Consider the following 16,593-nt stretch of genomic DNA (forward strand, 5'->3'; position numbering starts at 1 on the left):
GACACTTCAATCGGACTCGATATGGTGCCCAAATTCGAAAGGCAATAGCAATTTTCACGGATGGGCTAGAAGCTCCGCTAGCTGCTCAGGCCGGGGGGCCTGTTTCTCGAACTCGAGTCGGCCACGGATAGAGTCACCATCAAATCGGTAGATCCCCCTGTAATTAAGCATTCCACCCCACCCATTGCCATGACGCCCTCCACCATGGGCACTTTTTTCACCAGTAATAACCCACACGACATCTAGCCCTTCTGCGTCCAGAAACTCTCGCATCGCATCGCGATCGACGATAGCCGCGCTGAACCCGGGCTCGTCAACGGACGGGTCCTTAAAAAGAATTCTGCTATCTACTGTTGCGTATGCAAGGGACCGTCCTTCCGCCAGACGGAGATGAAGTCCACGCATAAGCGCTGGAGCGGGAACCGTAAGATTGAAGCTTTCCTCAATCGAATAGTCATGGCCTGATCGCTCGACACGCCACTCAGCTACCGTCGCTTGCGTGTGAATTGCTTCGTCTGAACCCATCTCGAAACTTCCATCGATGGTCTCGAATGCCGGATGCCAAGGATACTCGCCAAGGTAGCCATTCTGGGGCATATCCAATGCCGGAAAATGATCCCGATTATCTGTTGATTGGGTTAGAAAGTCTGTTAAAAGCTCAACATCATCGCGTGCTACCAGTATCGATTTAACTTTGTGCCAAGTCATCCGATGAATCACGCGTTCGCCATCGACCATAGCCAGATGATTACGGCCAACATTTGTGTCGAGTACGAGCCAGCGTCGGCCAGCAGGGTCAATGACATCAATCTGCTGCACTGGATCAGGCACATCTCGCGATTGATCCTCCATCCACGCGACTCGCGATTCGGGCGGATCGTCGCGCCAGCGCGAAAAATGAGGGGACCACCAAGTCGGACCTTGACGATCCGAGTCGCGCTGTTTCGTACGAGTCACAAGGATACTCGGATCCATCTCGCGTGAGCCGACTTGCCAAGGCCCGCGAAAGAGCTCGGGATCTTCCTGATAGTTACCACCAACGAGCGAGGTGTCAGAAAGACGTCCGGTCATTTCATGGTAGGCGATCCATTGATATTTCTTACCGATGCGCTCGACTCGGTGCTCATTACGGTCATGGCCCGCCATCTCGCGGTCGAATACGGCGAAGCGTTCTGGAGTCCATCCAAGCTCATGCGCGCGCCAAGCGACCCAATGGCGCGACCTATCACCAGCATATGTTGGATGCCCGGCTACGGCTCGCTCGTCCCACATACGGCCGCGCACAAAGCCGGCAGCACGAATACGAAACTCCTCTATCTCTCCCTCGTCCAAAAGACGCTCGAACTCGCTGATAGTCGCGTCTCGCTTTTTTTCGGACGCACGCCGCGCCTCCATCAGCTTTTTGGCTTCGCCGTGATCTTTACGAAGAAAAAGCGAGAGCCCCGTAGGCATCGAATTGGTGCGAGCTGCAATTTCAAGTATCTTCTCAAACGCCGTGGTACGCGCCGGATGGGGTTTGATCGCTTCCAAGTACCAGGCGTCGTAAATCTCACGCATGGAACGATCATGCTCCGAGCGTGGAAGTAGCAGGAAGTCACCGGCAAGATTATCGATTTTGTAGCGTGCAAAATCACCATCCTCGACTGCGGAACTGCAAATTTCATCACGCAATAAACTGCCGCTATAGTTCTGAACATACGTGCCGAGAGTTTCTTCGGTCACCGTCTCGAGCTCCCTCCCTCCTGGATAAGGAGGCCGAGCGCAATCTAGCGATATGTCCGCCGGCAAAACGCCGCGGCTGGCGGCAAGCTCGACGATTCCGCGCGCATGATCGCGAACGAGCGCGTGGGTTGGTGGCCGGTCGTTTGTAAACACAGCTGCAAAGGCAACTCGCGCGAGTTCGGCCAGTCCGTCATCGCTGGAACTTCGCGTTGCTGCACCATATGCAGCAGCAAGCACGCGGTCGACAACATAAGCGTCGTCAACATTGGCGAATTTCTCGATCATCTGGGCGGCGAGTTCACGACGGTTTACTAATAGTGTCGCAAGCGCTTTGGTCGCCATATCACGGACCCAACGATGGCTGAGGCTAGTAAGCCATGCGAGCGTGATGGCGACTAGTCGAGCGCGCGGCAGCTCGATTGGCTCAAGTCCGTTGGCTAGCACCCACTCGATCAATGTTTCAATCGCGCCGTCGCCGTCGCCATCCACGGCGATGCACGTCGCGCGAGTCGACCATTCAATGTCGCGCTCGTACATCGGTAACGGTTGAAGCCAACGGTCCAGATGGTCGGCATTAAAAAGGTTGTTAGGTTCAGTGGCGATCGCGAGCAGCGTCTCAAGAACTGCGTCACCTCCGATTACGTCAGCGCATTCCTCAACCAGCTCGAGGGTCCGTTTGGTGAAGGCGTCTTGTCGACGCCACAGCAGACTGAGCTGAAAGGCATGAGCAAGTTCCCAGCGGGCAAATTTGCCGTCGACAACGTCAATGAGTTCAACGCCGTAACGCTCTGGCAGTTGTACAGCCAATGCCTCGGCGATGCCTGCAAACCTGGAGGAATCTCGACCCGCCACATAAGATGCGAGTGGCCTCCCAGTGATGAAAGCTGGCGCAGGATCGCCACCGCCTACATGAGTATCGAGTAGCCTCTGGGCTATACGATGGTCACTTAACCGCTCGAATGTAAAGCGAACCATCTCGTTGATTTCTTCGCCGTCACCGACTGGCTCAACCGCAATCACACCTTCGCTTTCGAGCTGAAAGAAAAGGCTTTGTTCAGCGAGACCGTTTGAGTTGTGCAAACTTTCGATGATTGAATTCGCGGCGCCAATTGAGAGATAGCCGGTACCCGCAACCACCATCTCTTCCGTGAGCGCCGATAGGACCGCTTCTACACGCTTTAGCCTTGGCGCCAAGCCCATCCGCAAATTGAGCGTCTCGACCACTGCGTTGAAATAAAAATCGAAAACCTTCGACACGCCAGCCAGTCCACGCGGAAGTTCGCTTTCATTACGACGTTCAAGCATGTCACAGCAAGTACGCAGGAACAGCGGGTTTTCAAACTCTGGCGCGAAATGCGGGGCTGCCATTCGAACGATGCCACGCTGGTCGAGGTAGCGACGCGCGGCTTCAGCCGCCCTTCCTGCGAAACCTGGGTGTTCCAAGCGGGGTAACGCGGTCATATCGAGGTCGCGCACGATATAAGGAATGAAGGTGGAGCGGCAGGAGACAAGAACCGCTACATGTTCAAAACGGTCGGCAACAGCGAGGAACGCGGCAAGACGCTCGGACCAAACCGATACACCGTTACGCTCGTTTATTGCATCAACCATCACTAACGCACGGGTGCCAGCTGCTTCGGCAGCGGAGTCAAGTGCACCGAGAATTGCGTCTGGAGGAACATTTGTCAGCCCCAATTGCTCGGCGATCTGTCGCCAAGGTTCCGCGTCACTGAATGCACCACCAAGCGTTAGGACGGCGGGGAAGCCCTGCGCAACATGAACCTCGGCGACGTCGGCCAGCAAGTGTGACTTACCAACACCGGCCTCTCCGCTCAGCAGCAGGCGGTGTGAGTTAGCGAAGTTGGTCGAGGGGGCATTGATTTCCTCGACAACGCGATCGATCACTTCGCGTAAATGTTCGGCAAAATGAAGACCGTCGCGACCGCTGTCCTGACCCGCGCCGGGTTGCCGACGTAGCTCCCAGATTCCGCTCCGACAGCGGTTGAGCGCCGCAGTTGCGATCGCCAATAAAGCGCTCCACTCCCCGAATGGAATGAGATTCGCTGGGCCAAGTGGTACGCCGCGAATTGCTGAAGATATCGCAGCCATTTGGTCGCCGAGCGCAGTGAAATCTATATCACATGTTCCCCCCAGCGCGGTGCCGATGCTGCGTAGCGAACGATGTCTCGCCTCGTCGAGATCATCAGCCCAACCAATGATCTTGCACGCGAAATCGGGATCTCGTGCGAATGCGACTAACGCCTGACGAATAGGCAGTTCGATATTAAGTTCTGGGGTGTAGCGACGACCGAGAGCGGCACGGCTGATCGCAAACCGGTCTTTAAACCATTCGCACCCATAATGAGGGAGATCGAACCAATAGGTACGACGCCCCACATACAGTGGATCATTCCGTGAGAGTCGTTCTGTGAGCTGAAAGCCGCCCCAGAGTTGGATTTCAACTATACGAGGCGCGATGGAAGCTTGACGCGCAATCACCCAGTCATCCCAGCGGTCGCGCTCAGACTTGCGGCCTTCAACACGGCCGTCAGACAAGTCGAAAGGTATGCATACGATGAAGGTGGCGAGTGCGGGGTGCTTGGCTACGGCGTTTTCAAAGGAGTCTTTGAGCTGCCCCGCCTCGCCGCTACCAAGCTCGAAGAAATACTTGGCCTGCCATCCAGTTTCAGAGCCATTGGGCTCGACTCGATAACATTCAAGTCCTGCGTCGGCACCCGCACCCTTGCGATGGAACGGTACGCCCCCCTGAGACTCGAGCGCGGCAAATTGGCAGACCAGCTCCTCGAAACCCGCGTGCTGGCTGCCGTGATGTGTGCGGATGGCTCGGAAATCAATCATTGGTGTTGCCATCGGCGGTCCTCAAGGCAGTTACAGAACTCTACTAAGCCGCGATAGTTACGCATATTTAGAGCCTGTAGCAAAGAACTCCGAAAGCGCACTCGATATCGCCATCATCAACAGCTTTTAATTTCAAAATATTTGAACGTGCGGTGTACAAGGCCAGCGTAAACCAGCTTACTCAACGGCTATGTGATTCGAGACGACAAACTAACTTATAGCCCCTACAGCTCACAACAACTTCCTCAAATTGATTGATTAGCAGATACCGCGCGGTGTCAGACCAGCCCCCTAAATATTCCGTCGCCGGATGATGTATCACGGAAGGGGCGAATTAATCCGTTCCGTGACAACGCGCTAATTTAGGAATGGCTCGACCGGCACTACCACTCCAAATTTTTCCAATTGCAGAAACTTTGCACCCAAAATCTCAGCTGGAATCTTGCGCTGTAGAAGGCCGAAGAAATTTTCATCGTGTGTGGAGATGATAATTTGTTTATCAAACTGTAGACAGATACTGCGCAAAAGATCAATGGTTGAGAGAATATTGATGGAGTCCATCGACTGAATAGGATCATCGATCATCACGACATCAATCGGATTGCCCTGATCATCCTTGGCATGAAGCGCACCGGCCAGAAACACACTGAGACTGAGGATGTTGGACTGAGCAGCGCTGAAGTATAGGATTGGAGAAATCAAAATCCCGTCTTCGTCACTCACCACAATGTTCAAACCGGGCTTATCTGAGTCAAAATCCGGCCTGAATTCTACCTTCTTAAAGGATGGGTGCGGGTCAATTTTTTTGTAGATAACGTTGATGAGATCTTCATAGAAGAAGTTATTAATCATTGTCTTCAGCTGTTCGATCACAGCAGACCGCTCCGAACTCAGGAGAATTTCAACCTGGCTGCGCTGATCCAGCTTCGCTTCCAGTTCAGCCAACTCATCTTGAAGTGATAGCCGCTTAATGTAGGGTTTAAAGGCAGTCATCAATTCCAACAGCAGTTTGAAACTGTTTTCAGCGGTTTCTAGTTGCTCGGTGCGCAAGCGACGGGTTTGGAGCTCACTGGTGATCAGTGCTTTAACTTGGTCTAAACTATCCTCCAAGCGAACAACCATCAAAGCGGCAAGGCTTTCATAAAAAGCGTTAATTGCGGACTGAGCGCGAGCCAATTCCAGATCAAGCCCATCTTTCTGAGATCGAAGCTGGGCAAAACTCACCCACGTCCCATCGGACACCATCTTCTGCTGGAGCGCACTGCACTGAGTCGTCAGCTTAGCTGTAGCGGCCGTGGCGTTAGCGAGTTGAGATTCAAATTTACTCTTCTCGGCCTGACAATATTCAACCAACTGGGCTGAATTGATACCGTTATTAACCAGGTACTGAGAGACAAGCAGATAGGACGCTTGAGATCTAAGAGTATCGGCTTCCGTTGTCAGCACCTGCAAATCCGCACCAATCCCTGAAACCTTTCGATTGAGCTGTGCAATCTCTTCAGATAACTCAGTTTGGCGATTCACAAGTTCGGAACGCTTGAGTGTAAGCTGAGCGATCTCGCCTCGTGCACGGGTCAAGAGCTCATCCGGTGCGAGGCTCCATACGGTCTTATCGAGTGTGTGGACTCTGTCCTCTAAGGCGCGTTTTTCCACCTCAAGATCAGACTTTTCTCGCTGAATGAGCTCCAGTCTTGCACTCAACTCCTTGATTGTTCCGCGAAGGTCAGCCAACTGCTGCCCATGTGCCTCTTCCGCCACTCTGGTGATGGATTTCACTTCATCCAACAGCTGCTTACGACGTGTTTCCGACTGCACGAGGAGTTCCGCGTTTTCCTGACTAAGGCGCGACAGGAGAGTCTGTGATTTAACTTTCAGCCTGAGCTTGTCGGCATCTTCATGGGGGGTGCTGCACAGCGGGCAAATATTTGACGGCCATGCACTGAGGTAGTCGAGGCCGGTGGAAATTAAACGTTCATGCACACCCATCTGGTTAGCCAAGGCTGTTTGAGTCACATGCACAGTTTTGTCATGGAGATCAATGGATTCCAACTCAGTAAAACACTTGGTCAAGCGCTCAATATTCTCTTGACCTAGATATTTAGCGCCTTCAACCGCAGACAAGATAAAGTTTGCAGTAAGTTCGAAACTTGACACTTTCTTCAAGTCATCTTGAAGGCCATCTGATTTTGCTGTATCAAGGCGAACCGAAACCTCTTTCTCAGCAATTTGCTGAGCGATCAACTCCATTCGCGCACGATGAGATGTTAGCTCTGCATATATCGGCCCAGCATTATCGATGGAATTCCTAAGAAACGCAGCGCGATCGTCAGCCTCTTTGAGTTCGTGGGTAACATCGCTCAAGGCCTTTGCAAACCCTGACAACTGAGCGGCATGACCTGATCGGCTATCTCCTAGCGTTATTTGACGTTTGGCAATCTCATTTAGGCGGGACTCAGACTGAAAGAACCCAGCGGAATGATTGATTACTTCAATAATATCTGTCGAGCGCTGATTCGCTTCTAAGACATCGCTTGTGCTTTTTTCATGAGCGTTCAGGAGCTCCTGATAGACACCAGCATCTTTTACACCCTGATCAAGACGCGCTGAAATAGCTTTCTGATCGATGAGAAATTGGCTATTCAGTTCAATCTCAGGAATCTTTACTAATCTATCAGCAAGAGTGTCAACCGCCCGAACATTAGCTTCACGCTCTACATTTAATTCGTGTTGTCGGGAGACAAGGCTTGCATTCAGTGCATGTTCAGCCTGAGCGGAAAATTTCTCGTCCGCAAGCAAGATGTTCTCACCACCAGCGTTGAGCTGTGTAGCTAATGCATTGAAACTATCAAAGATGGAGAGGTCAACAGGCTGATCCAGCTCGGAGATAATGGCTTCGCGCTGAGAATCCAAAACCAGCAGCTCAGATTTATTATCAAGGATAAGTGCGGTCAATTCCTTGCGGGCCTTTTCAGTTTCCCCGCCGAAATTCTCCATGAACTTCTTATAACGTTCTTGCGGCTTCGCCTCCCGGAGGAATCTGTCAATCTCGTCTTGACTTAAGATGACACGCCGAAAATAATCGTTCTCGCGTCCTTTTTCTCCAAAACGCAAGTCGCGTCCATTAACGCGTATTTTCCCCAACTCTCGTGAAAAAGGAGTAGGCAGCGTAGTTGAAACAACCACCTGAGTTTTAACGTCGTCGTCGACGTATTTATTTCGAAGAATCTCCTGCCCCTTGTCCACGTCCTTGGTCGCGCGGGCGGCGCCTTCATAATTAGCTCTATTGTAGTCGCCGCCTAAACGCTCCAAATGATTCGTGACCGCCCATTCGACAGCATCATAAAACGAGCTTTTACCAAATCCGTTAGGAGCAAATATCGCAACAAAATTAGAAGGAACATCATCAGCATTCGTAAAATCGAAAGTGCCTTCTGATTTAATTTTGTAAGCACGAAATGCTTCAATTTCAACCTTTTTTATTTTCATTTTTTTTCAGAGATTCTATAATTTCATTTATCATTGACGCGCGTTTTTCCTTGGATTCAATTTTTTGATCTAACGGCGCGCCCCGAACAAATTTCTCCAGCGACAATAATGGGTCTCTGGTTTCCGCAACACGAGGATCCAGCGTCAAATCTGATCCTAGGAGCTGTTCTCCCAAACAGTCAGTCAATTGCTCAACCGTGGGCAATTCAGCATACCCATCAATTATCAATTTACGAGCAGAGTATTTGTTGTTCTCGATCTGGTATTTATCCCAAATCGGCACCGTGCCGATCGTCACAAAAGCGATATACACGTTCCACGCCGCGAGGTTTCCCGGAGGTTGGTGGTGAACCGAAACAAGGTTTTGGATCACCCGCCAATTTTTTACGATAACTGATGACTCTTTACAAAGGCAGGCAATGCACGAAATATAGGACAGGGAATCATCTGAGCGAAACATGTGAAACGCCATATCACCAAACTCAGCGGCGAGAAATTCAAAGTCGTAGTCTTTAGTTAATAATTTCATTCAAATTCTTCCTGAGCTCTAGCAGTTGATCTCTACCCGGCGCCAAGGTGCGATAGTCAGACTCTTTTTCGATGACACAGCTGTTGCGCAAACCTTCCAGGTGAGTCAATTTATAACTGGTGTAAATCGCACTCTCAACTTCATCAATAGAAAATGGTTGGCTCGGGACGATTGCTATGTTGCCAATCACATTTTTAAGCATGAAATCTTTAGGAAAAGGTTTTGCAGCGGCATCGGGCGACGCAACCACGAGCGTGCCATCTTTGTCGAGTAACTTACGCGCAATCTTGAGAACCTCATCCAATCGACGAAGCCAGTTGGTGACATCGTTGGTGTACAGAAGTCGACGCTTCTTATCAATCGTGCTGATGTAGCCGTTATCTGCACTTCCAGTACCGTCCATGAGGGCGGATATCACGACAAACTCTAAATAAGCGACCCACAACTCCCGGGTTTCCAGCACGCTGGACTCCCCCGCATCGAGCAATAACTGGACATCATAGCGCTCCATGATTTCGTAAGGCGGAGGCATTCCGCTCTTGATTAACAAATCTGCAAAATCAAGCAGTGCGGACTTCAGATGCTGAACGTTACTGGGATCATACACATTGAACGCGAAAATCCGATCCCGCATTCTCGAAAAGCACTCCATGTGTGGCGGAATCATTGGCGCACTTGAATGAAGGGTGAGGAGTTCGGTGTATCGAGCGAGGCCATGACAATCGACACGACCATACTGGTGATCCAGACAACTGGCCTCCATCTCGAATTCCACACCCACCAGATACGGATAATCGTTATCTATATGGTATACACCACCTCCAGACATCCCTTGAATGATGTCCTTACTCGGAATACCCGCCAATTCCAGGGTTATAAGGTCGTTGACTACGCTGGCCGCTTGGCCAGTACGGTGCTTGATTGGCGTTGCACTCGCCCTTTCCGCCTTTGGGAGGCCCACAAAAGTAAGGTTGGCCTGCGGTGGCAAGTGAGCGGCACTCCAAGATTTCTGAGATAGGCCCGCCTGATGCGTAATTTTCAATATTGCGCAATCCAAGGGTTCCTGCTGCCCCACTTTGGGGAAAACCAAGACGCCCAGTACATCAATGGAGTTCTGATTATGGTCAACTACCACGTTACGGGCAGCGTCTTCGAAAACAGCGTGCCTAGCTGTGAGCACGTAGGAAAATTCCTGAGTCATGGCATTCACCAGAACGCCGCTTCCGCCATTAACCGTTACACAGTATGACTGCATAACTTCCGAAACTGTCTTATTAGAATCTGATTTCATCATCGAGCACTTCTAGACGAGAGGAGTATTCCTCCATTTCATGAGCTAGCAGCAGGGGAGCGGCCACATGATCATAGTTAAAACACACTTTACCCTGCGTAGATTTGATGATTCTGGCTATCGTCCTTTTGTTCGGAAGCCCATGCCTAGACCCATCAGTGGACACAATATAAACCGGCGAATCCAGCAGTCCTAACAAATCGTTACTTGTGTTATATCGACTTCCATGATGCGACAATTTAACAAGCTCCAATTGGAGCTTGTTGGTTTTGCTGTGACCACAAGTCCGTAAGCTTTCGCACACTACGCCATCGTGTGCGTCGCCCAGAAAAAGCATGCGCTTGCCATCAGCTTCGAGTATGAATGCTATAGAGCTGCCGTTGTAAATAGAGGCATCAGACTGGAACTTATCATCAGACCAGATATCTTGAAGAGCTAAATGATAGTCAGTGTCGTGCGCCGAGGTCTTTCCTGAATCGACTTCCGACGGCCATACATGCAACAGTTTCTCAAGTTGCTCTCGACCAGGCGACAAGACCTTGAGTGTGAAGGGACCGGCTTGATGAGTCTGCCCTGCCATTATAAGCGGAGCTCGAACGCAGCCAATCTTATCAAGCAATTCTTCCAGATCTTTTCCTTGCTTCACCGACGTTTGCGGGTCGTCATCAAGCAGCTCAATATTATTTTCGGGTATTTCGGGCACATCAAAATGACGTGTGATGAATCGCGAAGAATTAAACCAGATGGATTTGACCATATCACCGAGATACCCTGGCTTCTCAAAGGCCTTGATGAGTCCATTGATATGATCGTCATCAACATGGGTGAGAATGGCTAGATCGATGTGCTGCCCTTTGACTTTCAAGTCATCGAGGGTATCGCACAGCTCACCGGCGTAACGCTGCCGTGGCCCATGCCTGAAGGTCGTAGACGTTCCTCCATCTATCAGCAGATTGAACGCCCCGCCAGACCCCTCATGGCTTACGAGAATACAGTCTCCATGCCTCGCTTTGAGAACGCGGACGATGATAGCCATCAGGACTCCCTGTCTGTGCCTGGCCCTGCCAGGCTGTCAAGATGCCAGTAGCATAGGCCCTATGCGGAAGACTTCCAAGGGAAGCGTCCAAGCCAATTGCTGGCGTCAGACAACCGACAGAATCTTCCTCTCATTCGTACAGTGCCTAGGCACTAGTCAGATAACAACAGATCTGCATGCTGAATAGGTCCCTCAGTTGGTTGCCGAGCCAGATACCCGTTAAAAGACTCGGGCTTGGATGCACTGAATCGCCCCTGGTTTCGTAGACACCTCCAAGCCCAGCAAACCAGTTACGCGGATACCATATTGGGTCGAACACAGCCGATCGCAGTTGTTGCTACCGACCAAGAGCGGATTAGCTTGTCCTTGATGAGCTCTGTACCCTCCCTCCAGATCATCTGAATCCAGCTTGGTCCCTATCAGAAAACGCCACTCACCATCGCTCGTAAACCTTATGCGGTTGGGGGCATGTTTTATATTTTTCTGCTGAATATCGTTCTAGAGCCTAGTCGGAATGTTTTCAGAGACAACGACGTTGACTGTGTTTACGGTCGTGCGGCTTACCATGCTTTGCGGCGCGACTCAGCATCAACCGCTCTCCAAATCGGCACCCCGTTTAACTAGCGTCGAACGCCTCTCAAGTGGCATATCCACCGAGATCCAAGATATCCGTGGGAGTAAATGTGGGAGTATTTTTTTGACATGAAAAAGCCCAATCTTTTCAGATCGGGCTAAGTCATTGAAAAATATGGTCGGGACGGAGTGATTCGAACACTCGACCCCTAGCACCCCATGCTAGTGCGCTACCGGACTGCGCTACGCCCCGACTGATGTTGCGTTTCGCTCTTCACCTCGAAGAGCGCTCAAGAATATATCGCAAGCTTTTGAAAACTGGAAGTATTCAAACGCTGCTTTTTATTTCTTGAGCACCACCAGCACATCTTCCAACTCAGCAATCATCTGCCGAATCATCTGCTTGTACTGGGTAGTGTCGTCTTTGGCTTCGTCGCCGGACAGACGCAGACGTGCGCCGCCGATGGTGAAACCCTGATCGTAAAGGAGCGCGCGGATCTGCCGGATCATCAGCACGTCCTGGCGCTGATAATACCGGCGGTTCCCGCGGCGTTTGACGGGGTTGAGCTGAGGAAACTCCTGCTCCCAATAGCGCAGCACGTGTGGCTTTACCGCACACAGCTCGCTGACTTCACCGATGGTGAAGTAGCGTTTGCCCGGGATGACGGGTAGTTCGTCGTTATGACTTGGTTCCAGCATAAGCCTCAACTCGGGCCTTCAACTTCTGCCCTGGACGAAAGGTGACCACACGGCGAGCCGTGATCGGGATTTCTTCCCCCGTTTTCGGGTTGCGGCCAGGCCGCTGGCGTTTGTCCCGAAGGTCGAAATTGCCGAAACCGGACAATTTGACCTGCTCGTTGTCTTCAAGAGCGTGCCTGATTTCCTCGAAAAACAGTTCGACCAATTCCTTGGCTTCCCGCTTGTTCAGGCCCAGCTCTTCATACAGACGTTCCGCCATCTCAGCTTTCGTCAAAGCCCCCATACGTCACTTCCTTAACGTGGCGTTCAACCTTTGTTCGAGCGAGGTGAGGATATTTTGCGTCGTCGAATTCACCTCATCGTCATTAAGAGTGCGCGATGGATGCTGCCAGGTCAAGCCGACTGCAAGGCTTTTTCTATCAGGATCAATACCTTTACCCTGATACACGTCAAACAGCCTGAGCTCTGTGAGCCATTCGCCTGCATTTTCACGGATTACGTCCAGTACAGCCGAGGCCGCGACGTCTTTATGCGCGATCAATGCAAGGTCACGACGCACTTCAGGAAAGCGCGACAACTCATGGAATTTCGGCATTTTACCGAGCGCCACTTCCGCCAGAACCAGCTCGAATACAAATACCGGACGATCCAGACCCAGCGCTTTCGACAATTCAGGGTGAATGGCACCGATGAAACCGACTTCACGCCCCTCCCGCTCGATACGCGCGGTTTGCCCCGGATGCAGCGCCGGATGCTTGCCCGGAGCGAAAGTGAACGAGTCCAAGGCACCGGCAAACCCCAGTACTGCTTCAACATCAGCTTTGACGTCGAAGAAGTCGACGGTATCGCGACCCTGAGCCCAGCCTTCCGGCAAACGGCTACCACAGACAACCCCGGACAACATTGGCTCCTGCTTCAAGCCTTCAAGCTGACCGACGAAGCGCAGACCGCTCTCGAACAGACGCACGCGATCCTGCTGACGGTTGAGGTTGTGCTGCAGAGACTTGATCAACCCCGGCCACAGCGACGAACGCATGGCTGCCATGTCATTGGAAATCGGATTGGCCAGCAACAGTGGCTCGACGCCTGGATTGAACAGCTCGAACTGTTTCGGATCGATGAAGCTGTAGGTGATCGCTTCCTGATAACCGCGAGCAACCAGCAGACGACGCAGCTCAGGCAGATCGCTGCGCGCTTCGGCCTTGGCTTGCGGCGCCAGGCGCGCTTGCGGGTAGCGAACCGGCAGACGATTGTAACCGTACAGACGCGCCAGCTCTTCGATCAGGTCGACTTCCAGGCTGATGTCGAAGCGATGGCTTGGCACTTCAACGCGCCACTGCCCTTCCCCGTCAGTGCTAATGTTCAAGCCCAGGGCGCTGAGCAGACGCTCGACCTGTGCCGAATCCATTTCCATGCCGAGCATCTGAGTGATGCGCTGGGCACGCAGGGTGATCGGCGCAATCGCCGGCAGATGTTGCTCGCTGACGGTCTCGATAATCGGACCAGCTTCGCCGCCGGTAATATCCAGTAGCAGGCCAGTGGCGCGCTCCATGGCTTCACGGGCCAGTTGCCAGTCAACGCCACGCTCGTAACGATGCGAGGCATCGGTGTGCAGGCCGTAGGAACGGGCCTTGCCCGCCACGGCGATCTGATCGAAGAACGCGGATTCAAGGAACACATCACGCGTGGTCGCGGAAACACCGCTGTGCTCTCCACCCATGACACCGGCGATCGCCAATGCACGAGTGTGGTCGGCGATGACCAGCGTATCGCTACGCAGGCTGACTTCCTGACCGTCGAGCAGAACCAGCTTCTCGCCCTCTTCAGCCATGCGCACACGAATGCCGCCATTGATTTCGGCGAGGTCAAAGGCGTGTAGCGGCTGACCCAGTTCGAGCATCACGTAGTTGGTGATGTCGACGGCAGCGTCGATGCTGCGCACATCAGCGCGACGCAGACGCTCAACCATCCACAGTGGGGTTGGCTTCGACAGGTCGACGTTACGGATGACCCGACCCAGGTAACGTGGGCAGGCGGCTGGCGCCAGCACCTCGACCGAACGCACTTCGTCGTGCACCGCTGCAACCGCAGCCACCGAAGGGCGGGTGACCGGCACGGCGTACAGCGCGCCGACTTCACGGGCCAGACCGGCCAGGGACAGGCAGTCGCCACGGTTCGGGGTCAGGTCGACCTCGATGCTGGCGTCTTCCAGATCCAGGTACACACGGAAGTCTTCGCCCACCGGCGCATCGGCCGGCAGCTCCATCAGACCATCGTTGCCTTCACCGACCTGCAGCTCGGCTTGCGAGCACAGCATGCCGTTGGACTCGACACCGCGCAGCTTGGCCTTCTTGATCTTGAAGTCGCCCGGCAGTTCAGCGCCGATCATGGCGAACGGAATCTTCAGGCCCGGGCGCACGTTTGGCGCTCCGCACACGACCTGGAAGGTTCCCGCGCCACTGCTGACCTGGCACACACGCAACTTGTCGGCGTCCGGGTGCTGCTCGGTGCTCAACACCTCACCCACGACGACACCACTGAATACACCGGCGGCCGGGGTGACGCTATCGACCTCAAGACCGGCCATCGACAGACGGGCAACCAGCTCGTCGCGACCTACCTGCGGGCTAACCCAGCCACGCAGCCATTGTTCACTGAATTTCATCCTGCTCTCCTAAGAATTCGTTACGACTAGCGAAATTGCGCGAGGAACCGCAAGTCGTTGTCGAAGAACAGACGCAAGTCGTTCACGCCGTAACGGAGCATGGCCAGACGCTCGACGCCCATGCCGAAGGCAAAGCCGGAGAACTCTTCCGGATCGATGCCGGACATGCGCAGCACGTTCGGGTGCACCATGCCGCAGCCCATCACTTCCAGCCAGCCAGTCTGCTTGCACACGCGGCAGCCCTTACCGCTGCACATCACGCATTCCATATCGACTTCAGCGGATGGCTCGGTGAACGGGAAGTACGAAGGACGGAAACGTACAGCCAGTTCTTTTTCGAAGAACACCCGCAGGAATTCTTCGATGGTGCCTTTGAGGTCGGCAAAATTGATGTCGCGATCAACCAGCAGGCCTTCGACCTGGTGGAACATCGGCGAATGGGTGATATCGGAGTCGCTGCGATACACGCGGCCTGGGCAGACGATGCGGATCGGCGGCTGCTTCGATTCCATGGTGCGGACCTGTACCGGCGAGGTATGGGTGCGCAGCAACATGTTGGCATTGAAATAGAAGGTGTCATGCATCGACCGGGCCGGGTGATGGCCTGGGATGTTGAGGGCTTCGAAGTTGTGGTAGTCGTCTTCGACCTCAGGGCCTTCGGCGATGCCGTAACCGATGCGGGTGAAGAACTGCTCGACGCGCTCCAGAGTCCGGGTGACCGGATGCAGACCACCGGAGGTCTGGCCACGGCCCGGCAATGTCACGTCGATGGATTCGGCAGACAGTTTGGCAGCCAGCTCGGCTTCTTCAAACAGGGCCATGCGCGCATTGAGAACGCCTGTAACACGTTCCTTGGCAACGTTGATCAGCGCGCCGACTTGCGGACGCTCTTCGGCCGGCAGATTCCCCAGGGTCTTCATCACCTGAGTCAATTCGCCCTTCTTGCCAAGGTATTGAACCCGGATTTGCTCCAGGGCATTGATATCTTCAGCGCTTTGCACAGCCTCTAGTGCTTGAGAGACCAGCGCATCCAGGTTTTCCATGTACAGACTCCAGATACAAAATAGGGGAAGAGCTTGAAGGCTCTTCCCCTATTTATGACGTTTAACACCTGGCCCCACAGAGGTGAGGCCGGGTGACTGTCGGGGGTACTTAAGCCAAGGTGGCTTTAGCTTTCTCGACAATCGCAGCAAACGCCGCTTTTTCGTTCACTGCCAGATCAGCCAGAACCTTGCGGTCGATCTCGATGGACGCTTTTTTCAGGCCAGCGATGAAACGACTGTAGGACAGACCGTTAACACGAGCACCAGCGTTGATACGAGCGATCCACAGAGCGCGGAACTGACGTTTTTTCTGACGACGGTCACGGTAGGCGTATTGGCCTGCCTTGATTACCGCTTGCTTGGCAACACGGAATACGCGGGAGCGTGCGCCGTAGTAGCCTTTAGCAAGTTTCAGAATTTTTTTGTGACGCTTACGGGCAATGACGCCACGCTTTACACGAGCCATGAGTTACTTCCTCTATTCTTGACTAAATTAACGAAGGCGCAGCATGCGCTCGACTTTTGCCACGTCAGACGGATGCAGCAAGCTGCTACCGCGCAGTTGACGCTTACGCTTGGTCGACATTTTAGTCAGGATGTGGCTCTTGAAAGCGTGCTTGTGCTTGATGCCGTTAGCAGTTTTCAGAAACCGCTTGGCAGCACCACTTTTGGTTTTCATTTTTGGCATGT

The 16,593-nt window shown here is 53.0% G+C and carries 11 protein-coding genes and 1 tRNA gene; all 12 read right to left on the minus strand.

All coding sequences use genetic code 11. The annotated features are described in order from the left end of the window. Window positions 1-54 precede the first annotated feature (54 nt). Window positions 55-4,593: an ATP-binding protein gene (locus GXB78_RS06020; RefSeq protein WP_329514739.1), complete on the minus strand. Its 4,539-nt coding sequence runs from the start codon at window positions 4,591-4,593 to the stop codon at window positions 55-57. 345 nt (window positions 4,594-4,938) lie between these two features. Continuing rightward, window positions 4,939-8,067 (minus strand): AAA family ATPase, encoded by a 3,129-nt coding sequence (locus GXB78_RS06025; RefSeq protein ID WP_329514740.1) that lies wholly within the window; start codon window positions 8,065-8,067, stop codon window positions 4,939-4,941. Beyond that, on the minus strand, window positions 8,048-8,596 hold the full coding sequence (locus GXB78_RS06030; RefSeq protein ID WP_329514741.1) for an ABC-three component system middle component 1: 549 nt from the start codon (window positions 8,594-8,596) through the stop codon (window positions 8,048-8,050). Before GXB78_RS06030 ends, GXB78_RS06025 begins: the two co-directional genes overlap by 20 nt. Continuing rightward, window positions 8,580-9,797 (minus strand): ABC-three component system protein, encoded by a 1,218-nt coding sequence (locus GXB78_RS06035; RefSeq protein WP_329514742.1) that lies wholly within the window; start codon window positions 9,795-9,797, stop codon window positions 8,580-8,582. The genes GXB78_RS06030 and GXB78_RS06035 overlap by 17 nt, the downstream gene beginning before the upstream one ends. 73 nt (window positions 9,798-9,870) lie before the next feature. Then, window positions 9,871-10,923 carry a ComEC/Rec2 family competence protein gene (locus tag GXB78_RS06040; RefSeq protein WP_329514743.1) on the minus strand — a complete coding sequence of 351 codons (1,053 nt, stop codon included), beginning with the start codon at window positions 10,921-10,923 and terminating at the stop codon, window positions 9,871-9,873. 749 nt (window positions 10,924-11,672) lie between these two features. Then, window positions 11,673-11,749: transfer RNA gene (locus GXB78_RS06045), tRNA-Pro, on the minus strand. Window positions 11,750-11,838: 89 nt separating this feature from the next. Then, a complete protein-coding gene (locus GXB78_RS06050) occupies window positions 11,839-12,195 on the minus strand; it encodes a MerR family transcriptional regulator (protein WP_003179985.1) in 357 nt (118 codons plus the stop codon). After that, complete coding sequence (ihfA, locus tag GXB78_RS06055) at window positions 12,176-12,478, minus strand: integration host factor subunit alpha (protein ID WP_002553164.1); 303 nt, start codon at window positions 12,476-12,478, stop codon at window positions 12,176-12,178. The genes GXB78_RS06050 and ihfA overlap by 20 nt, the downstream gene beginning before the upstream one ends. 3 nt (window positions 12,479-12,481) lie before the next feature. Beyond that, complete coding sequence (pheT, locus tag GXB78_RS06060) at window positions 12,482-14,860, minus strand: phenylalanine--tRNA ligase subunit beta (RefSeq protein ID WP_329514744.1); 2,379 nt, start codon at window positions 14,858-14,860, stop codon at window positions 12,482-12,484. Between the two features lie 26 nt (window positions 14,861-14,886). After that, window positions 14,887-15,903, minus strand: coding sequence for a phenylalanine--tRNA ligase subunit alpha (pheS, locus tag GXB78_RS06065; protein WP_003226365.1), 1,017 nt, complete (start codon window positions 15,901-15,903; stop codon window positions 14,887-14,889). A 109-nt stretch (window positions 15,904-16,012) separates the two neighbouring features. Then, a complete protein-coding gene (gene rplT / locus GXB78_RS06070; RefSeq protein WP_002553161.1) occupies window positions 16,013-16,369 on the minus strand; it encodes a 50S ribosomal protein L20 in 357 nt (118 codons plus the stop codon). A 27-nt stretch (window positions 16,370-16,396) separates the two neighbouring features. Continuing rightward, window positions 16,397-16,591: a 50S ribosomal protein L35 gene (rpmI, locus tag GXB78_RS06075; protein WP_002553160.1), complete on the minus strand. Its 195-nt coding sequence runs from the start codon at window positions 16,589-16,591 to the stop codon at window positions 16,397-16,399. Window positions 16,592-16,593: the final 2 nt, after the last annotated feature.

The organism is Pseudomonas moraviensis subsp. stanleyae (assembly GCF_036283065.1).
GTDB lineage: Bacteria > Pseudomonadota > Gammaproteobacteria > Pseudomonadales > Pseudomonadaceae > Aquipseudomonas > Aquipseudomonas stanleyae.

Excerpts from the sequence above, each read along its gene's own strand:
- GXB78_RS06040 (WP_329514743.1), bottom strand. The coding sequence starts at position 10,923 with ATGGCTATCATCGTCCGCGTTCTCAAAGCGAGGCATGGAGACTGTATT.
- rplT (WP_002553161.1), bottom strand. The coding sequence starts at position 16,369 with ATGGCTCGTGTAAAGCGTGGCGTCATTGCCCGTAAGCGTCACAAAAAA.
- GXB78_RS06020 (WP_329514739.1), bottom strand. The coding sequence starts at position 4,593 with ATGGCAACACCAATGATTGATTTCCGAGCCATCCGCACACATCACGGC.
- GXB78_RS06030 (WP_329514741.1), bottom strand. The coding sequence starts at position 8,596 with ATGAAATTATTAACTAAAGACTACGACTTTGAATTTCTCGCCGCTGAG.
- GXB78_RS06025 (WP_329514740.1), bottom strand. The coding sequence starts at position 8,067 with ATGAAAATAAAAAAGGTTGAAATTGAAGCATTTCGTGCTTACAAAATT.
- ihfA (WP_002553164.1), bottom strand. The coding sequence starts at position 12,478 with ATGGGGGCTTTGACGAAAGCTGAGATGGCGGAACGTCTGTATGAAGAG.
- GXB78_RS06050 (WP_003179985.1), bottom strand. The coding sequence starts at position 12,195 with ATGCTGGAACCAAGTCATAACGACGAACTACCCGTCATCCCGGGCAAA.
- pheS (WP_003226365.1), bottom strand. The coding sequence starts at position 15,903 with ATGGAAAACCTGGATGCGCTGGTCTCTCAAGCACTAGAGGCTGTGCAA.
- GXB78_RS06035 (WP_329514742.1), bottom strand. The coding sequence starts at position 9,797 with ATGACTCAGGAATTTTCCTACGTGCTCACAGCTAGGCACGCTGTTTTC.
- pheT (WP_329514744.1), bottom strand. The coding sequence starts at position 14,860 with ATGAAATTCAGTGAACAATGGCTGCGTGGCTGGGTTAGCCCGCAGGTA.
- rpmI (WP_002553160.1), bottom strand. The coding sequence starts at position 16,591 with ATGCCAAAAATGAAAACCAAAAGTGGTGCTGCCAAGCGGTTTCTGAAA.